Annotated in this window: 17 protein-coding genes and 1 pseudogene; 12 read left to right on the plus strand and 6 right to left on the minus strand. The window is 31.4% G+C overall.

Annotated elements, in window-relative coordinates:
• The 8 genes and pseudogenes from J3U13_RS03335 to J3U13_RS03370 all read left to right on the plus strand — a co-directional run.
• Window positions 1-198: hypothetical protein (locus J3U13_RS03335; RefSeq protein ID WP_267340154.1), on the plus strand; the 198-nt coding region annotated here is incomplete at its 5' end.
• A gap of 42 nt (window positions 199-240) precedes the next feature.
• Complete coding sequence (locus J3U13_RS03340) at window positions 241-801, plus strand: pseudouridine synthase (protein ID WP_267340155.1); 561 nt, start codon at window positions 241-243, stop codon at window positions 799-801.
• A gap of 179 nt (window positions 802-980) precedes the next feature.
• Window positions 981-1,904, plus strand: a pseudogene (gene ftsY / locus J3U13_RS03345) (signal recognition particle-docking protein FtsY); the annotation flags it as partial.
• Between the two features lie 8 nt (window positions 1,905-1,912).
• The gene (gene ftsE / locus J3U13_RS03350) at window positions 1,913-2,569 is read left to right on the plus strand and encodes a cell division ATP-binding protein FtsE (protein WP_267340158.1); all 657 of its coding nucleotides are present in this window, start codon (window positions 1,913-1,915) and stop codon (window positions 2,567-2,569) included.
• On the plus strand, window positions 2,570-3,541 hold the full coding sequence (gene ftsX, locus J3U13_RS03355; RefSeq protein WP_267340159.1) for a permease-like cell division protein FtsX: 972 nt from the start codon (window positions 2,570-2,572) through the stop codon (window positions 3,539-3,541).
• A 138-nt stretch (window positions 3,542-3,679) separates the two neighbouring features.
• Window positions 3,680-4,540: an RNA polymerase sigma factor RpoH gene (rpoH, locus tag J3U13_RS03360; RefSeq protein ID WP_267340160.1), complete on the plus strand. Its 861-nt coding sequence runs from the start codon at window positions 3,680-3,682 to the stop codon at window positions 4,538-4,540.
• A gap of 207 nt (window positions 4,541-4,747) precedes the next feature.
• Window positions 4,748-5,320: a DUF2975 domain-containing protein gene (locus J3U13_RS03365; RefSeq protein WP_267340161.1), complete on the plus strand. Its 573-nt coding sequence runs from the start codon at window positions 4,748-4,750 to the stop codon at window positions 5,318-5,320.
• A 10-nt stretch (window positions 5,321-5,330) separates the two neighbouring features.
• Window positions 5,331-5,552 carry a helix-turn-helix domain-containing protein gene (locus tag J3U13_RS03370; protein ID WP_267340162.1) on the plus strand — a complete coding sequence of 74 codons (222 nt, stop codon included), beginning with the start codon at window positions 5,331-5,333 and terminating at the stop codon, window positions 5,550-5,552.
• On the opposite strand, the gene J3U13_RS03375 is transcribed toward J3U13_RS03370, so the two are convergent.
• Window positions 5,542-6,234, minus strand: a complete 693-nt coding sequence (locus J3U13_RS03375) for an aspartate/glutamate racemase family protein (RefSeq protein ID WP_267340163.1) — start codon at window positions 6,232-6,234, stop codon at window positions 5,542-5,544. The genes J3U13_RS03370 and J3U13_RS03375 overlap by 11 nt on opposite strands.
• Before the next feature lie 934 nt (window positions 6,235-7,168).
• Between J3U13_RS03375 and cobB the strand changes: the two genes are divergently transcribed.
• Window positions 7,169-7,855 carry a Sir2 family NAD+-dependent deacetylase gene (gene cobB, locus J3U13_RS03380; protein WP_267340164.1) on the plus strand — a complete coding sequence of 229 codons (687 nt, stop codon included), beginning with the start codon at window positions 7,169-7,171 and terminating at the stop codon, window positions 7,853-7,855.
• Window positions 7,856-7,864: 9 nt separating this feature from the next.
• On the opposite strand, the gene mtgA is transcribed toward cobB, so the two are convergent.
• Both mtgA and mobB read right to left on the minus strand, forming a co-directional pair.
• On the minus strand, window positions 7,865-8,557 hold the full coding sequence (gene mtgA, locus J3U13_RS03385) for a monofunctional biosynthetic peptidoglycan transglycosylase (protein WP_267340166.1): 693 nt from the start codon (window positions 8,555-8,557) through the stop codon (window positions 7,865-7,867).
• A 742-nt stretch (window positions 8,558-9,299) separates the two neighbouring features.
• Window positions 9,300-9,794 (minus strand): molybdopterin-guanine dinucleotide biosynthesis protein B, encoded by a 495-nt coding sequence (gene mobB, locus J3U13_RS03390; RefSeq protein ID WP_267340168.1) that lies wholly within the window; start codon window positions 9,792-9,794, stop codon window positions 9,300-9,302.
• A gap of 73 nt (window positions 9,795-9,867) precedes the next feature.
• On the opposite strand from mobB, the gene J3U13_RS03395 reads away from it, so the two are divergent.
• Window positions 9,868-10,902, plus strand: a complete 1,035-nt coding sequence (locus J3U13_RS03395) for a threonine aldolase family protein (RefSeq protein WP_267340170.1) — start codon at window positions 9,868-9,870, stop codon at window positions 10,900-10,902.
• 205 nt (window positions 10,903-11,107) lie between these two features.
• Here J3U13_RS03395 and mobA read toward each other — a convergent pair whose 3' ends face one another.
• The gene (gene mobA / locus J3U13_RS03400) at window positions 11,108-11,695 is read right to left on the minus strand and encodes a molybdenum cofactor guanylyltransferase MobA (protein WP_267340172.1); all 588 of its coding nucleotides are present in this window, start codon (window positions 11,693-11,695) and stop codon (window positions 11,108-11,110) included.
• Window positions 11,696-11,933: 238 nt separating this feature from the next.
• On the opposite strand from mobA, the gene J3U13_RS03405 reads away from it, so the two are divergent.
• Both J3U13_RS03405 and J3U13_RS03410 read left to right on the plus strand, forming a co-directional pair.
• A complete protein-coding gene (locus tag J3U13_RS03405; protein ID WP_267340174.1) occupies window positions 11,934-12,203 on the plus strand; it encodes a YihD family protein in 270 nt (89 codons plus the stop codon).
• A 14-nt stretch (window positions 12,204-12,217) separates the two neighbouring features.
• A complete protein-coding gene (locus J3U13_RS03410; protein WP_267340175.1) occupies window positions 12,218-12,937 on the plus strand; it encodes a DsbA family protein in 720 nt (239 codons plus the stop codon).
• A gap of 83 nt (window positions 12,938-13,020) precedes the next feature.
• Here J3U13_RS03410 and J3U13_RS03415 read toward each other — a convergent pair whose 3' ends face one another.
• Window positions 13,021-14,991: a MacB family efflux pump subunit gene (locus tag J3U13_RS03415; RefSeq protein WP_267340176.1), complete on the minus strand. Its 1,971-nt coding sequence runs from the start codon at window positions 14,989-14,991 to the stop codon at window positions 13,021-13,023.
• Window positions 14,992-14,993: 2 nt separating this feature from the next.
• Window positions 14,994-16,181 (minus strand): efflux RND transporter periplasmic adaptor subunit, encoded by a 1,188-nt coding sequence (locus J3U13_RS03420; protein WP_267340177.1) that lies wholly within the window; start codon window positions 16,179-16,181, stop codon window positions 14,994-14,996.
• Window positions 16,182-16,936: the final 755 nt, after the last annotated feature.

The raw sequence follows: 16,936 nt of genomic DNA on the forward strand, positions 1-16,936 counted from the left end.
CCGAACTCAGAAGTGAAACGCCGAAGTGCCGATGGTAGTGTGGGTATTACCCATGTGAGAGTAGGGAGCCGCCAGACTTTTAAATATATCGAGAGCCCAGCAGGAATGCTGGGCTTTTTTGCATACAGAAATTACAAACTTCTAAAGAAGTTTGTATGTTTGAGTATGCCACTAAACAATAATTCATTTAGTGTATAATAACCTAAAGATGATATTTAAACTAAGTTAAAGCAGGATGAGATGAACTCATTAATAGCCTTTAATAAACCCTTTAATGTCACAACTCAATTTTCACCTCATGAAAAGTATCAGACATTAAAAGATTTTATAAAATTACCAAAATTTTATCCGGCAGGACGTTTAGATACCGATAGCGAAGGATTGTTATTGTTAACAAATGATGGTAAATTACAAGCTAAAATCAGCTCACCAAAATTTAAATTGCCAAAAACTTACTGGGTACAAGTAGAAGGTTTAGTTAGTCAACAAGCTATAGATCAACTAAGAAAAGGTATTCAGTTAAAGGAATTTTATACAGCGCCAGCTATAGTAGATTTTTTAGATGAACCATCGCTGCTATGGGAGAGAGTTCCTCCTATTCGTGAACGTAAAACAATACCCACTTCATGGATAAGCATTATTATTACTGAAGGAAAGAATCGCCAAGTTAGGCGAATGTGTGCAGCGGTGGGTTTTCCTTGCTTACGACTAATTAGAATTCAAATTGGCAAATATAATTTATTTACGCACCAACTACCACTAGGTAAATGGTGTCATATTAAAACTTCAGATCTTTATTAGTAATTAATTTTAATTATTCTTTATATAGAACTTATTATTCTTTTTATAATTTAATAAAATGATCTAATAGATCAATAATGTTACTCCTTTTGTTTGAATACATTGGGCTTTATTTTAAAATAATATAAAATGATTACTAGCAATTGTCATGGGATAAACAATTTATGGTTGAACAAAAAAAAGAAGGATTTTTTTCTCGTTTGAAAAAAGGACTTTTTAAAACAAAACAGAATATTGGATCAGGATTCCTTAACTTATTTAGAGGAAAAAAGATTGATGATGCATTATTTGAAGAATTAGAAGAACAATTGCTCATCGCTGATGTTGGTTTTGATACAACACAAAAGATTATTAATACACTAACTCAACACGCTTCTAGAAAAGAACTAAAAGATGCAGATGCATTACATGAGCTTTTAAAACAAGAAATGAAATCTATATTAGATGGAGTCGATAAACCACTTAATATTGATAATCATAAACCATTTATTATTTTAATGGTTGGTGTTAATGGTGTAGGTAAAACAACAACTATTGGTAAGTTAGCTCGTCAGTTTCAACAACAAGGCAAATCAGTTATGCTAGCTGCTGGTGATACTTTTCGTGCAGCAGCGGTTGAACAATTACAAGTATGGGGCGAACGTAATAGTATCCCCGTTATTGCTCAACACACTAATGCCGATTCAGCATCAGTCATTTTTGATGCTATACAAGCAGCAAAAGCAAAAAAAATAGATGTGTTAATTGCAGATACAGCGGGCCGATTACAAAACAAATCTCATTTAATGGATGAATTAAAAAAAATAGTAAGAGTCATTAAAAAGCAAGATGAGACAGCACCACATGAGATTATGTTAACGATTGATGCAAGTACAGGACAAAATGCTATTAGTCAAACCAAATTATTTAATGAGGCAGTAGGTGTTACAGGAATGGCATTAACGAAACTGGATGGGACAGCAAAAGGTGGTATAATTTTTAGCATTGCTGATCAGTTTAATATACCTATTCGTTATATTGGGGTAGGTGAAAAAATTGAAGATTTAAGACCATTTGTTGCCGTGGATTTTATTAATGCTCTGTTTGATCAAACAGAAGAGTAAAAGAAATAATGATCCAATTTCAACGCGTGAGTAAAGTTTATTCTGGTGGAAAACCGGCATTGCAAAATATAAACTTTACTTTATTACCCGGAGAAATGGCATTTTTAACAGGTCATTCTGGAGCAGGTAAAAGCACCTTAATGCGTCTAATTTGTGGATTAGAAAAAGCCAATGATGGCAATGTATTGCTAAATGGCATTGATGTGTCGAGATTGAAACGACAAGAAATGCCATTTTTACGTCGTACTATTGGTATGATTTTTCAAGATCATCAATTATTAATGGATCATACTGTTTATGATAACGTTGCTATTCCATTAATTATTTTAGGAAAATCACCCGAAGAAATTCGTCGACGAGTTTCAGCCTCATTGGATAAAGTTGGATTGTTAAATAAAATGAAATTTTATCCAATACAGTTATCAGGGGGGGAGCAACAACGTGTTGGTATTGCTCGAGCAATTGTAAATCATCCTACTGTTTTACTTGCAGATGAACCCACAGGTAATTTGGATGATAAACTCTCAAAAGACATTTTAAAACTATTTGAAGAGTTTAATCAAACAGGGGTAACTGTTTTGATGGCAACTCACAATATGACGCTTATTCGCCACAAAAAGTATCGTATATTGCATTTAAATCAAGGGCGATTAGAGGTTAAATAAATGATGAGCAGTAATCTTAAACCGAACAAATCCAAGGGAAAAGATAAGAATATTTTTTTTTGTCGTTGGAGAAGACAAATTGGTTATGCTTGGCGTAATACCTTTAATAATTTTACTCAACATATTTTTGCCTCATTATTAACAGTTTTTGTTATTGCTATTTCAATAACATTACCGACAATTAGCTATTTACTTTGGAAAAATGCTAATCAAGCTTCAAATCAGTGGAACCCAACACCAAATTTAACTGTGTACATAAATAAAGAGTTAACTTCAAAACAGACCACTGAATTGATTTCTAAGCTTAAATCTTATCCTGAGGTTGAAAATATTGAATATCTTTCCCGAGATCAAACAAAAGAAGAATTTAAAACATGGTCAGGATTTGGCAATGCACTTGATCTTCTGGATGAAAATCCATTACCAGCTGTAGCAATTCTTATTCCAAAAGAAGAAGCAAAAAATACAGATATATTGCATGCTTTTCAATCTAAATTACTTAAAATTAATGAGATTGATGATGTTCAACTTGACGATAGTTGGTTTACTCGATTAACAGCGTTAACAGATATGGTAAAATCTATAGTGTGGATAATTTCGATATTCATGATTGGCGCTGTTTCGCTTGTCATAGGTAACAGTATTCGATTAAACATTTTTGCTCGTAGACAAGTCATTATGGTGATGCAATTAATTGGCGCCACTGAAGGTTTTATATTACGCCCATTTTTGTATAATGGTATATTAATTGGATTTATCAGCACTATTTTAGCATTGATTTTATCAGAAGTCTTTATTTTTCAAATCGATTCAATTATATTACATGTCTCTACTATTTTTGGTACAAAATTTACCCTTAAAGGACTTTCATGGGACGAAAGTATACTAATTGTATTGTTCTCTATAATTCTTGGTTGGCTTTCTGCACTGATATCGACTAAGAAATATTTAAAAACAATGCGTATTGCTTAATTATTTAAGCATAGTTTTTTGTTACTAAATTAATAATAAATGTGAACTAAATGATATTTTAGTAGTCTAATATTACAGTTATATTGTTGCTATTATGAATATGGCGACAAAACTAGTTTAAATTAAGGAGGGAATTTAATGAGTACTGATTTAAAAATGCAAGTAGGTGCTTTAATCCCACAAGGAAATATTGAATCATATCTTCGTATGATTAATACTTATCCAATGTTAACTGCAGAGGAAGAAAAATCATTAGGCGAAAAGCTTTATTATCATGATGATGTTGATGCTGCAAAACAATTAATTTTGTCACATTTACGTTTTGTTGCACATATTGCCCGTGGTTATTCCGGTTATGGTTTACCTCAAGCAGATTTGATTCAAGAAGGTAATATTGGTTTAATGAAAGCAGTACGTCGCTTCAATCCAGAAATGGGTGTTCGTTTAGTTTCATTTGCGGTACACTGGATAAAAGCTGAAATACATGAATATGTACTGAAAAACTGGCGTATTGTTAAAGTTGCAACGACAAAAGCTCAAAGAAAGTTATTTTTCAATTTAAGAAAGAATAAACAACGTTTAGGCTGGTTTAACAGTGCCGAAGTGGATATGGTTGCTGATGAACTTGGTGTAAGCCGTAAAGATGTTTTAGAGATGGAATCGCGCATGTCAGCCCAAGACATGTCGTTTGATATTGATACTGATGATGACGACAATTCAATTGTTGCACCCGCTCTTTATTTGGAAGATGGTAATTCTGATTTCTCTAAATCAATTGAAAATGACAATTGGGAGAATGATGCAACAGATAAGTTACATGATGCATTATCTCAATTAGATGAACGCAGCCAAGATATTATCAAAGCACGTTGGTTAGATGCAGATGACAGTAAATCAACATTACAAGTATTGGCTGATAAATACAGCGTTTCAGCGGAACGTATTCGCCAACTTGAAAAAAATGCGATGAAAAAATTGCGAGTTGCTATAGAAGCATAATTTTTTTCGTTAATGTTAACTTCCTGAGCCTTACTTGTAACAGAGTAAGGTTTTTTTATAACTAAATTTTACTCACTGTTGATTTTGCTGAATTATATTAATTTAATATTTAACAATAAAATATTATTGTATAACAGTAATATTTTATTGTTTTTGTTGTTTTCCTAAGATAAACTATGGTCAGTTTTTATCTAAAGGGAAATAAATATGAACACAACATTAGCTCGATCAAACTTATGCTTAAATCGATATTGTAGATTTATGGCACTCTTAACAACTCTAGTCATTATAACCATGCTGATTGGTGCATTCGCTCCATTACTTTTTTATTTTTTCAATATTGAAAATATTGGTTTAGGATCAGCTGGATATTCTTTTTTTATATCCAATAGTGTTGATGTTGATCCAACAGAATTGGATTTTTGGCAAGCTTTGTTAGCTGTGATAATTGATACGGCAAAAATCCTAATTTTAGTTTATGCTTTTTATCAATTGAAATTGCTTTTTGTAAAATATAGTCAATCTGATTTCTTTTCGGAAAGGTCAACCAATCATTGCTATATTTTTGGTAAAATGTTGGTCACTTGGTCTATTTTTAATATTTTATCTGAGCCTTTATTAACTTTAATTTTAAGTTTCAAACAAACTGAACGTTATTTTTCTTTTTCATTATCTAGCGGTGATATTATGGTATTGTTTCCTGCTATTAGCATTATGTTAATTGGACAAATATTGAAAAAAGCATGTCAATTAGCGGAAGAAAATCGGCAGTTTGTATAAGGAGTTAAACATGCCAATTATTATAAATTTAGATGTAATGCTGGCTAAACGTAAAGTTAAATCCAAAGATTTAGCGGCTGCTATTGATATTACTGAGCAAAATCTATCCTTACTTAAACAAGGTAAAGTAAAAGGGATTAGATTAGCAACACTAGAGGCAATCTGTAACTATTTAGATTGCCAACCAGGTGATATATTAGAACATATTAAAGAAGAAGGTTTTACGAATTAATTGCTAACCATGCTGCTTCTTGAGCATGTAATAGGGCTGTATCAAAAAAAGGAATGGCATAATCTTTCTGTGAAATTAACAAACCAATTTCGGTACAGCCCAAAATGACCCCTTTTGCACCTTGCTTAACAAGTTTATCAATAATATTGAGGTAAACTTGCTTAGACTTTGGTTTAATTTTCCCGAGGCAAAGTTCATCATAAATAATATTGTTGATGATTGTTCTATCTTTTTCATCAGGGATTAAGACACATAAACCTTTTTCAATTAATTTTGATTTGTAAAAGTCTTGCTCCATAGTGTATTTGGTACCAAGTAATGCAATGGATTTTATTTTATCTTTGATTAAATGTTTAGCTGTCACATCGGCGATATGAATGATTGGAATAGTAATGGCTTTTTGAATTTGGTCTGCAACTTTATGCATAGTATTTGTACAAATAATAATAAAATCAGCTCCAGCCAATTCTAATCTTTTTGCGGCATCGGTTAGGATAGTCGCACTTTTATTCCATTCATTATTTGCTTGGCAACTTTCTATTTCCTGGAAATCAACACTGTATAAAAGTGCTTTTGCTGAATGTAACCCACCAAGTGATTTGCCAATAAATTGATTGATGACTTGATAATAAGTCACTGTACTTTCCCAACTCATTCCACCAATTAATCCGATTGTTTTCATATTACTAATACCTTATTTTTTTATAATTACTTTTCATTAATATCATTAATATACATTATAATGATTTTGTTTAATTTAAATTTTTTAATATAGTTAATCGATTCTTATTAAGAATATTTGGCGCAAAATGTTTATTATATGGATCAGGAATGCCAAGCTAATGATGAAGAAATCATTAATTATCGCTATATAACACTAATAATTTTTTGATCGTTTATTTTCATACCGTTGCAGAATCTAAAGTCATTCCTGTATAAGTAGCTTTATGTGATAAAAAATATCAGAAGATACTGCATCAATAGTGGTCGAGATCCCAAAAATAATTTTTATTGGAGTGTTGCTTATGGTTTTAAAACCTATTTTGTTAAGCAAAAAGAGCAGTAAGTTGGAAAATATTAGAAGAGATAATTTATAAACATCAAAATAAGGATATGTATCTCATTACTCAAACATATGATGGTAAATATATTACTGATGTTGTTGATGACAATTTAGATTATGCAGCAGATAAAAAACTCAGCAAATTAGACTTCATGATAAAACCATAATGGCAGGAGGAAGTCCCGATCTTGTTATCTATATAGATGATGATTTTTTTAATGGAATCATCATGGCGTGATTATCTATTTGAAAGTTGGTGTTACAATACCTTCTTAAAAACAGAGTAAGAAAAACAAAATTACGTTATGCAGCGGTACTTACCTGTAAAAGCCAGAAATATTTCACTCTACCATTATTTCGTTTAGGTATTACACCATTAATTTTAACCTTGCATTGAATGGTATTTGAAGCTTATCGTGTGCATATAATAATTAACAATTGGTTAGATGGTGAATCGAAAGATGAAATAAGGTTTAAAATATCAATCTTTTATAGCCAATAATCTGTTTTTTTTAGTAAATTAGTTAACTTATTAATTAAAAGGCAAATAGATATGTTGAAAACACCAAAAATAGTCATCTTAACCGGTGCAGGTATTTCTGCTGAATCAGGGTTATCGACATTTCGCGCACAAAATGGCTTATGGGAAGGTCATGATGTTAATGATGTAGCAACTTACGAAGGATATATGCGTAATCCGGTTGCTGTTCATGATTTTTATAATATGTTACGTCGAAAATTACAAAATCCTGAAGTAAAACCTAATGCCGCTCATTTTGCACTAGCTCAACTAGAAAAAACGTTAGGTTCGGATAATGTATTAATCGTCACACAAAATGTGGATAACTTGCATGAACAAGCCGGATCTAAAAATATTATCCATATGCATGGTGAATTATTAAAAGTGCGCAATGAAAAAACAGGACAAATAATCGATAATTATTATGATGTGAATTATAATGAAAATAAACTAATTCGTCCGCATATTGTTTGGTTTGGTGAGATTCCATTACAAATGGAAGAAATTTATAACGCACTTTTGCAAACGAATTATTTTATTTCGATTGGTACATCAGGTAATGTTTATCCAGCAGCGGGGTTTGTTCAAATAGCCAATCAAGCAAGTGCAAAAACAATTGAACTCAACTTAGAGCCAAGTTTAGGTGAAAATTTATTTGAAATAAAAATTTATGGTCCAGCAAGTAAAACTGTGCCGGAGTTTATAAAAAATTTCATATAAAACATTTAATTAGTTTAATTGTTTTAAATAATTGTTACCACCAAGATTATTCATTTGATTATGAATCCATTGCGCTTTTTTTTGGATATAATGATTTGGTTTAGCAGGGTTCCATTTTCTTGGATTAGGTAATATAGCGGCGAGCAAACTTGCTTGATAGGGTGTCAACTGTTTAGCACTTACATGAAAATAGTATTGTGAAGCTGCTTCTATACCAAAAATTCCATTTCCCCACTCAACACTATTTAGATAAATTTCAAGAGTTCGTTTTTTAGACCAGAGTAATTCAATTTCAAGAGTAAACCAAGACTCAATACTTTTACGAATCCAACTGCGCGAAGACCATAAAAAAATATTTTTTGCTACTTGTTGAGTAATAGTACTTGCGCCACGAATTTTTTTGTTGTTTTGATTATGCTTTAAGGCTCGCTCAATGGCTTTAAAATCAAATCCCCAATGATTGGCAAAGTTTTGATCTTCAGCGGCTATGACCGCAATTTTAATATTATCCGAAATATGATCCCAATCTTTCCATGTTCGTTGTTGAATAATCTTCTTATCGGAAAATTTTCTTTCTACCATTAGCATTGAACTAAAAGGATCAATCCAGCGCATTAATAAAACGAGTGAAACGGATAACAGCATAAACAATATTATCAATTTTTTAGTAATGTTAAAAATTTTTTTGAATAATGATTTCATGCTGATTAAGACAGATTTTCGTTAAAAATAGGTAAGTAAGATACGATATATTAACATTTAAATAAATGAATTTTTATAAATTTGGTAATTGGATAAAACTGAACATGATGAATCGTACTGAGATAATTGTGGTATATAAGAATTTAAATTAACAATAATTTCTAAAATTTGATAAAGATATTTAATGTTATTTGCAATAAATTTATGATATTTTAACATCAATTAGCATCGTTAAAAATAGTATAAAAATATAATTAAAAAAGGAACGAACTTGGACGATTTTGATTTAATTTTTACCTTAATCGGCATATTTTGTGTGTCCACAGTTACTAAAATGTTTTATGATAAAAAAGATGATATTTTTGTTTTTATTGGTTTTATACTATTAATTTTACTCTTCTTACATATGCTAGATATCATGTCATCTCAAAACAGATATTAATTCTTTTAATTGTAGAGCAGTCTTAATATTAAATGAATTTAAAAAGTAATGGTATCAATCTTAATCATTAAGCTGGTGCTATCGAAATTTTTCATTACCTCCTTATTTTTATCTTATCCAATACATCTTGTGGACGAAATGGTTATTTAATCGATTTAATGAATGAATATAGTTTATCTAATCTATCAGAAAATCAACTTAATAAAATTGTTCCTCAGAATGAAAAATAATGATCGCATTTTAATGCCAACAAATAATAACAACATGCTTTTCAGGTTTTTTTACATCCAAATAATTATATTATGAAATTGAAAAATAACTTTTAATAAATTCGACAATTTGAATCGGTTCATTGATGTCAAACCCTGGTAATGCAGTGTCTAACGGCATATCACTGGCAACAGCAATAGTAAATTCATCGATAAAAAGTGGTTTTTCAGTTGTGCTTCGATGACAAATAATTTTAGGGATGATTTCATCTTTAAATCCTTCAATTAATATAATATCTACATCTGAAAACTGGTTGATTAATGTCGACAAGTCAGCTGATTTATTGGGTGTTTCACAAATAAAAGCATAACGATTATTACATGCAACGATAGTTTGCAAAGATCCAGCTTTACGCAATTTATAACTATCTTTTCCGGGAATATCGAGTTCAATATCGTGATGGGCGTGTTTCAATGTAGCCACTTTAAATCCTTGCTCAACCAGCAATGAAATCACCTTTGTTAATAATGTTGTTTTACCACTGCCGCTATACCCTGTAATTCCAATAATTTTTTTTCTATTCATAGACTCTTAACTCTAACGTGTTATATTTAAAAGTAAATATTACATCATTTTATACAAGATTAAAGGTAATGGTATGTACGATTTTTTAAATGATTATAATCAAACAGTTCACCCTAATTTATTAAAAAAATTTATTGATATTAATAATAAAAAGTTGAGTGGTTATGGATTAGATGAATGTTGTAATGAGGCAATAAATAGCATTAGGAAAATATTAAAATCACCGAATGCCGATATACATTTTATGGCTGGAGGAACCATTACTAATTTAACGGTAATTTCTCATATATTAAAACCTTATCAGGCGGTTATTGCTGCTGAAACTGGTCATATTAATGTTCATGAAACCGGAGCGATTGAAGCAACTGGACACAAAGTTGTAACAGTCAAAACTGAAGATGGAAAATTAACTCCTGAAATAATTACCCCCATTTTGGATTTTCATTGTGATGAACATATGGTGCAACCGAAACTGGTTTATATTTCAAATACTACCGAAGTAGGTACCTTATATACAAAACAAGAGTTGAAAAAACTGTACCAATTTTGTCAAAAAAATCATCTTTACCTTTATTTAGATGGAGCACGTTTAGCAATGGCATTGGCAGCTAAAGATAACGATATTACTTTCCCAGATTTAGCTAAATACACCGACGCTTTTTATATTGGTGGAACCAAAGTTGGCGCTTTTGCTGGTGAGGCATTGGTATTTAATAATCTTACAATCAATCATAATTTCCGTTTTAATATGAAACAGAAAGGCGCAATACTAGCAAAAAGTTGGATTGTTGCTGTACAGTTTGAAGCATTAATGGAAAATAATCTTTATGTTTCGCTTGGTAAGCATAGCAATATTATGGCTGAAAAATTAAAAAACTTGTTTGAAACTGAAGGATTAACATTTGCAGCTAAACCACAATCCAACCAACTGTTTGTTAATTTTCCTAATCAACTTGCCAAAAAAATCGTGTCACTGTATACCGTAGATAATCTAGGGCAAATTGATCCAAAACATATTTGCTTACGTTTTTGTACTTCATGGGCAACACAAAAACTTGAAATTGAAAATTTTTCTAAACAGTTAAAGACACTATTTGGAAAGCAATAATGTATTTTTTTGTTTGCATAAATTTATTTTCACCGCAATATAATTTAAATTGAAAATATCGCTAGACTATCTAAGAAAGGGGGTAATGTTCGAAATTACCTTTCACTTTTTAAAAAAACTATAACAATCATATATTTATCCTTTATTTATAGTATGTTATGTTTAAATTCTTCCTTGTATAAATCGACAAAATACCATTTAATGTTCATGACTTGATTGAAACGTTAGCTTTCTCCAGCATTTCCAGAGTATTAATATTAGTAAAACCAGACGGATTTTCACTAAAATCAACAGCGATTGCATTAATTTGCTTAAGAAACAGCATAAGCTTACGATCACCATTGACTAAATATTTATTTAATTGCGGAGCGATCGATTTGTGGATCAATAAAATAGTGGGATGATCATTTTTTCCATCAAAAGGATAAATTGCTTGGTGAGTTGTTGTAAATTTTACTAATCGATCAATAAGATCATCTGGTAAAAAGGGGGTATCACAGCTGACAAATAAATTCCAATCTGTCGTGCTTTTTAACAAACCACTGTAAATTCCTGATAAAGGTCCTAAAAATCCTTTTAAATCATCACAAAAAACTAAATAGCCTAACGAGCTATATTGATCAATGTGTCGATTACAATTAATCATTATAAAATTGACGTGAGGTTTAATACGATCAATAACATGTTGATAAAGCGGTTTTCCTGCTAATAACATTAGACCTTTATCCTTACCATTCATGCGGTTGCTTTGACCTCCAGCTAAAATAATTGCAGTAATTGATAGTTTTTGCATAAATTATTTCTCTTTTACATTGCCAAAAAACAAAATAGCATTACTATATATCAAAGTTATTTTTTAGTCGCAAAATAACATATGTCAGCAGTTTATGAATCTTTCTAAATGCACTGTTTAAATTTAAAGTCGAGTATATAATAGAGGCTTTTTAATATATAGATAGTACTATAAAGATTAACATAAAGTTTTATATCATCACCTTCAACTTAGTTGAATATTTAATAAGGTAGTTATTATGAAATGTCACCGTATAGATGAGTTAATAGAGTTATTACAACCAGCATGGGAAGCGGATTCAGATCTGAATTTATTGCAACTTTTAGATAAATTGGGTAAAGAAGCTGGTTTTGACGGTGACCTACAAGATTTGAGTGATGAAGTGTTAATTTATCATTTAAAAATGCGTAACTCAGATAAAAATGAAGCAATACCTGGGTTGAAAAAAGATTATGAAGATGATTTTAAAACCGCATTGTTAAAAGCCCGCGGAATTATTAAAGAATAAGGAGAATAAATTAAATGAAAAAAACGCTTATTGCTATGGGTATATTATTATTTTCGGTAAATTGTTTTGCGGATAACTCTTCAACAAGTGCAATACCAAAGACATCCCAAAGCGAAACACCTGCAACAACACAGGCACCAATTGAAGAGGGTAAACAATATATTGTGTTACCAACTTACCCATCACCTGAAAAAGAAGTGATTGAATTTTTCTCGTTTAATTGTCCTAGTTGTTTCCGTTTCGAATCAAAATTTCATGGTACAAACCTCATAGCTAAAGCTTTACCAGAAAATATGAAAGTTAAACGCTATCACTTATTAGACTTTGGATCGCTTGCTATGGAATTATCCGAAGCATGGGCGATAGCTAACGTTCTTGGTATAGAAGATAAAGCATCACAGGCACTTTATGATGCAGTACAAAAAGATAGAACAATAAAAACCGCTGATGATATTAAAGCAGTATTTGCTAAATTGGGTGTTGATGCGGAAACTTATGAAAAAACTAAAAATAGTTTTTTAGTGAAAGCATTTATGGTTCAACAAGCTGATGCTATTAAAGAAATGAAACCTTCATCTATTCCTTCTATTATTGTCAATCGTAAATTCTATATTAATTCTTCTGGTCTTGATGCATCAAACGATGCTGCATATATAGCGGATTATGTTAGAGTTGCTACTTTTTTATCCAATTTAGATTCTAATGTTAACGTTGATTCAAAAAAGAAAAAATAATTAAAAGACTCAAGTTTTAGTCATTAGTTAAAAAGCCTTTATATGAAGCAATTCATTAAAGGCTTTTTTTGTAACGATTATGGTTATTCTCTTTCTAAAGCATAAATCGGATCGAGCTTTGCAGCACGTTTGGCAGGAAAATAACCAAAAATAATGCCAATGATACTTGAGCAACTAAAGGCAGCTACAATGGCTATGGAGGAAAAACTCATAGCAAAAGATGTAACTAATGCATTAAAAATAAATCCTACAACAAATGACAACAAAATACCTATTATTCCGCCAGTTAAACATACTAATACTGCTTCAATTAAGAATTGTTGCAAAATGTCACTTGAGCGAGCTCCAACCGCCATACGAACGCCGATCTCTCGTGTTCTTTCAGTGACCGATACTAGCATGATATTCATTACTCCAATACCGCCAACAATAAGTGAAATTAATGCAATGGTTGACACTAATAATGTTAAGACCCAAGCTGAAGAGTTTATTGTTTCACGGATACTATCTGAATTAAAAATGAAAAAGTCTTTTGTGCCATGCCGTTGTAACATGATTCGAGTAACGGCTTGCTCGGCAATCGACAAATCAATATTATCATTAATACGCACTGTAATGCTTTTTAATGAAGTTTGTCCAACCATACGATTGATAACAGTAGTATAAGGTAACCAAACATTTAAACTTTCATTACTACCAAATCCTTGTTGCTGCTTTGAAGCAATGCCGATAATTTTAACTGGTAGCTGACCAACCATTAAAATTTTGCCAATTGGATCTTCATTTGTAAATAATCGCTTAACGGTATTTTCATCGATTACAGCATCTTGTGCCGAATTGTCAATGCTGGTTTGATCAAAAGAGGTGCCTTGTGTAATATCATAACCACGAACAGCAAAAAATTGTTCACCGACACCATTAACTGTTCCGGTTACAGCCAGGTTATTAATTCGGAAATAAACGCTAGTTGATAGATTTGGAGTAGTACTATGAACAAAACTTTGTTGAGCTAAAAAATCAGCATCCGATGATCGTAAAGTTGTAATCTTATCTGCATTACGATCTCCAAAACCATTACCAGCATAAATTTCTAATGTACTTGTTCCCATAGCATTAATATTTGATAATATTTTTTGTTTTGTCCCTTGTCCTAATGCCACCATTGAAACCACAGATGCAATACCAATGATAATACCTAACATTGTTAAAAAGGTTCGTAATCGCTGTGAATACATTGATAAAATTGCCATTTTAAAGGCATCACGAAAACGATAATATTTTGCTAGTAAATTATCTTGTGTTTTAGCTTGTTCAATTTGTTTAACTTGGCGATTGTCGTTAGTTTCTGATTGATAATTAGGATTGATTGAATCTGAAATAATATTGCCATCACTAATTTCAATGATTCGCTGTGCGCTTTGGGCAATATTTGCATCATGTGTGACAATAATAACGGTATGACCTTGGCTGTGCAGTTCGCGCAATATTGTCATAACTTCTAAACCACTTTTACGATCAAGAGCACCAGTTGGTTCATCGGCTAAAATGATTTGTCCACCATTAATTAGAGCACGACCGATACTTACACGTTGTTGTTGCCCACCCGACAACTGATTCGGTTTATTGTGAATTTTATCCCCTAATCCTAAACGAGTTAAAATTTCGGTTGCACGTTTTTGTCTTTTCTCTCCACCAACGCCAGCATAGATAGCAGGAATTTCAACATTTCCTTGAGCAGTCAATGCATTTAATAAATGGTATCGTTGAAAGATAAAACCAAAATGTTCACGACGTAGTTCAGCTAATTCATCAGGCGTTAATTTACTGGTTATTCGACCACTTATCGTATAATTACCACTAGTAGGTTTGTCTAAGCATCCTAAAATATTCATTAAGGTCGATTTACCAGAACCAGATGCTCCAATAATTGACACCATTTCACCAGCATTAATTGTTAAATTTATACTTTTAAGAACTTGCACGGTTGAATCCCCTGCAGGGAATTCACGGATAATATTTTCAAGCTTAATTAGAGGTGTGTTTTTGTTTGTCATATTTAGAATCGCATCCTTGGTGCTTTTGCATTACCTAGAGATGCACCATTAGTGCTACTAACGATAACGGTATCCCCTTCTTTGATACCTGATTTTATCTCGACATTTATATTATTATTAATACCTACTGTGACTTCCCGTTCTTCAATCTCTTTATTTTTATTTATTAGATAAACAATGGCTTTATTTTCTCCTAAACTTTTTTGGAGAGCTTGAGATGGAATCGTCAATACATCTTTTGCAGAAGATAATACAATAAAAACTTGTGCCGTCATGGATATGCGTAAAATATGATCAGGATTATCAACATCAAATAACCCATTATAGTAAATAGCACTTTTCGTTGTTGATGAGCTTGAACTTGTAGTAGTTTCAGTATTAATTGAATCTGGTGCCGGTTCAATTGCGCGTAATGTTAAACCATCAAAACGCTTATTAGGTAGACCTAAAATTGTAAAATAGATTGGCATACCTTTTTTAACATTAATGACATCGGCTTCGGAGATTTGAGCTTCAATCGTCATTTTATCGAGCTGAGCCACTTTTACGATAGTAGGCGCACTTTGTACTGAATTAACGGTCTGACCTTGATCAACGGGAATGGCAACAATCACACCATCAATCGGCGAGCGAATTTTGGTATAGCCTAAATTAACTTTGGCGGTATCTACAGCGACTTGGGCATTTACGATATCTGCATCAAGAGCTGCAATATCGGCTTTAATTGCATCAAGATCGGCCTTTGCCGCATCTAAATCTGATTGAATGCCGACCCCTTTATTAACCAATTTTAATTGTCTGTTGTAGGTCAACTGATAGTTTACCAATTTCGCTTTTTTAGATTTGCGTTGCGCTTCAAAGCTATTAAGGGATGCTTCGGATTGCTTTAAATCATTATTTTGTTTTAGATCATCAATCTCGGCAATCATATCACCTTGTTTAACTTCGTCACCTAATTCAACATAAAGCTTTTTGATTTGTCCTGAAACCTGAGCCCCAACACTTACTTGTTTAAAAGCGCTAATTGTACCGTCTGCTAATACTGATTTTTCAATGTTACCTTTAGTAACGGGTGAAGTAATATAATTAACCGTTGTTTCTGTTGGAAATATAATTAATTTCGCAATATAGAAAATTACGAAAATAATAATTGCTATTAATATGTATTTGATTTTAATTAACTTTAACAATCTCTTTCATCCTTTAAATTTGTTATTTTTGTGATATTGTGTATTTTATCTTAATAAGTTAAATGATATTAATAATTACTCTTAATAAACTGTAATGAATATGAAAATAAATAAAACACTATGAAATATAAAATAATCTAGTTTATTTTTTTCTTAGAAAATGAATAATAAAAATATGTTATTGAATTCATATAAAAAACAGAATATTCTCGTAATAGGTAACCCCTAACCCTAATTTATACATGTAATTAGATAAATTAGTATACCGAAGTCTTTTTCAAAATGCCTGTTTTATTTTATAACATAATGTTTTTTAATGATAAATAAGCAATGACTTATTTAAAAAGTATTTCTGCGTAGGGCTCAGTAAATGTTTTTTTCTAAACAATAAACTAGGTGAGTTAATGCCTTAACTGTACTTGAAATTAGTAGCCATTATTCTTCAGGAAATTCTTTAGCAGAAATCATTAAATTAAGTCAGATAGCAAAAATAACCGTATTGAGAATTTTAGACATATTAAAAAAGACAATATCTCTGCTATCACGCTTTTACTGAAAAATATTTTTCAGTTGGATATCGATTTTTTTAAAACAAATTTCAGCAAAACTAAATGACACCTGCTTCTTAGCGGTCTATCGTGATGGCAGTGCTATGCTTTTGTATAAAGCTGAAGGTGAGCTTGCTGTTAAAACCAACTCACATACTGGTAGTAGCCAAATGCCTTTATATTGTACTGGGCTGGGTAGATTCATTG

Origin of the sequence: Gilliamella sp. B2887 (assembly GCF_026537015.1) — a bacterium.
Classification (GTDB): domain Bacteria; phylum Pseudomonadota; class Gammaproteobacteria; order Enterobacterales; family Orbaceae; genus Gilliamella.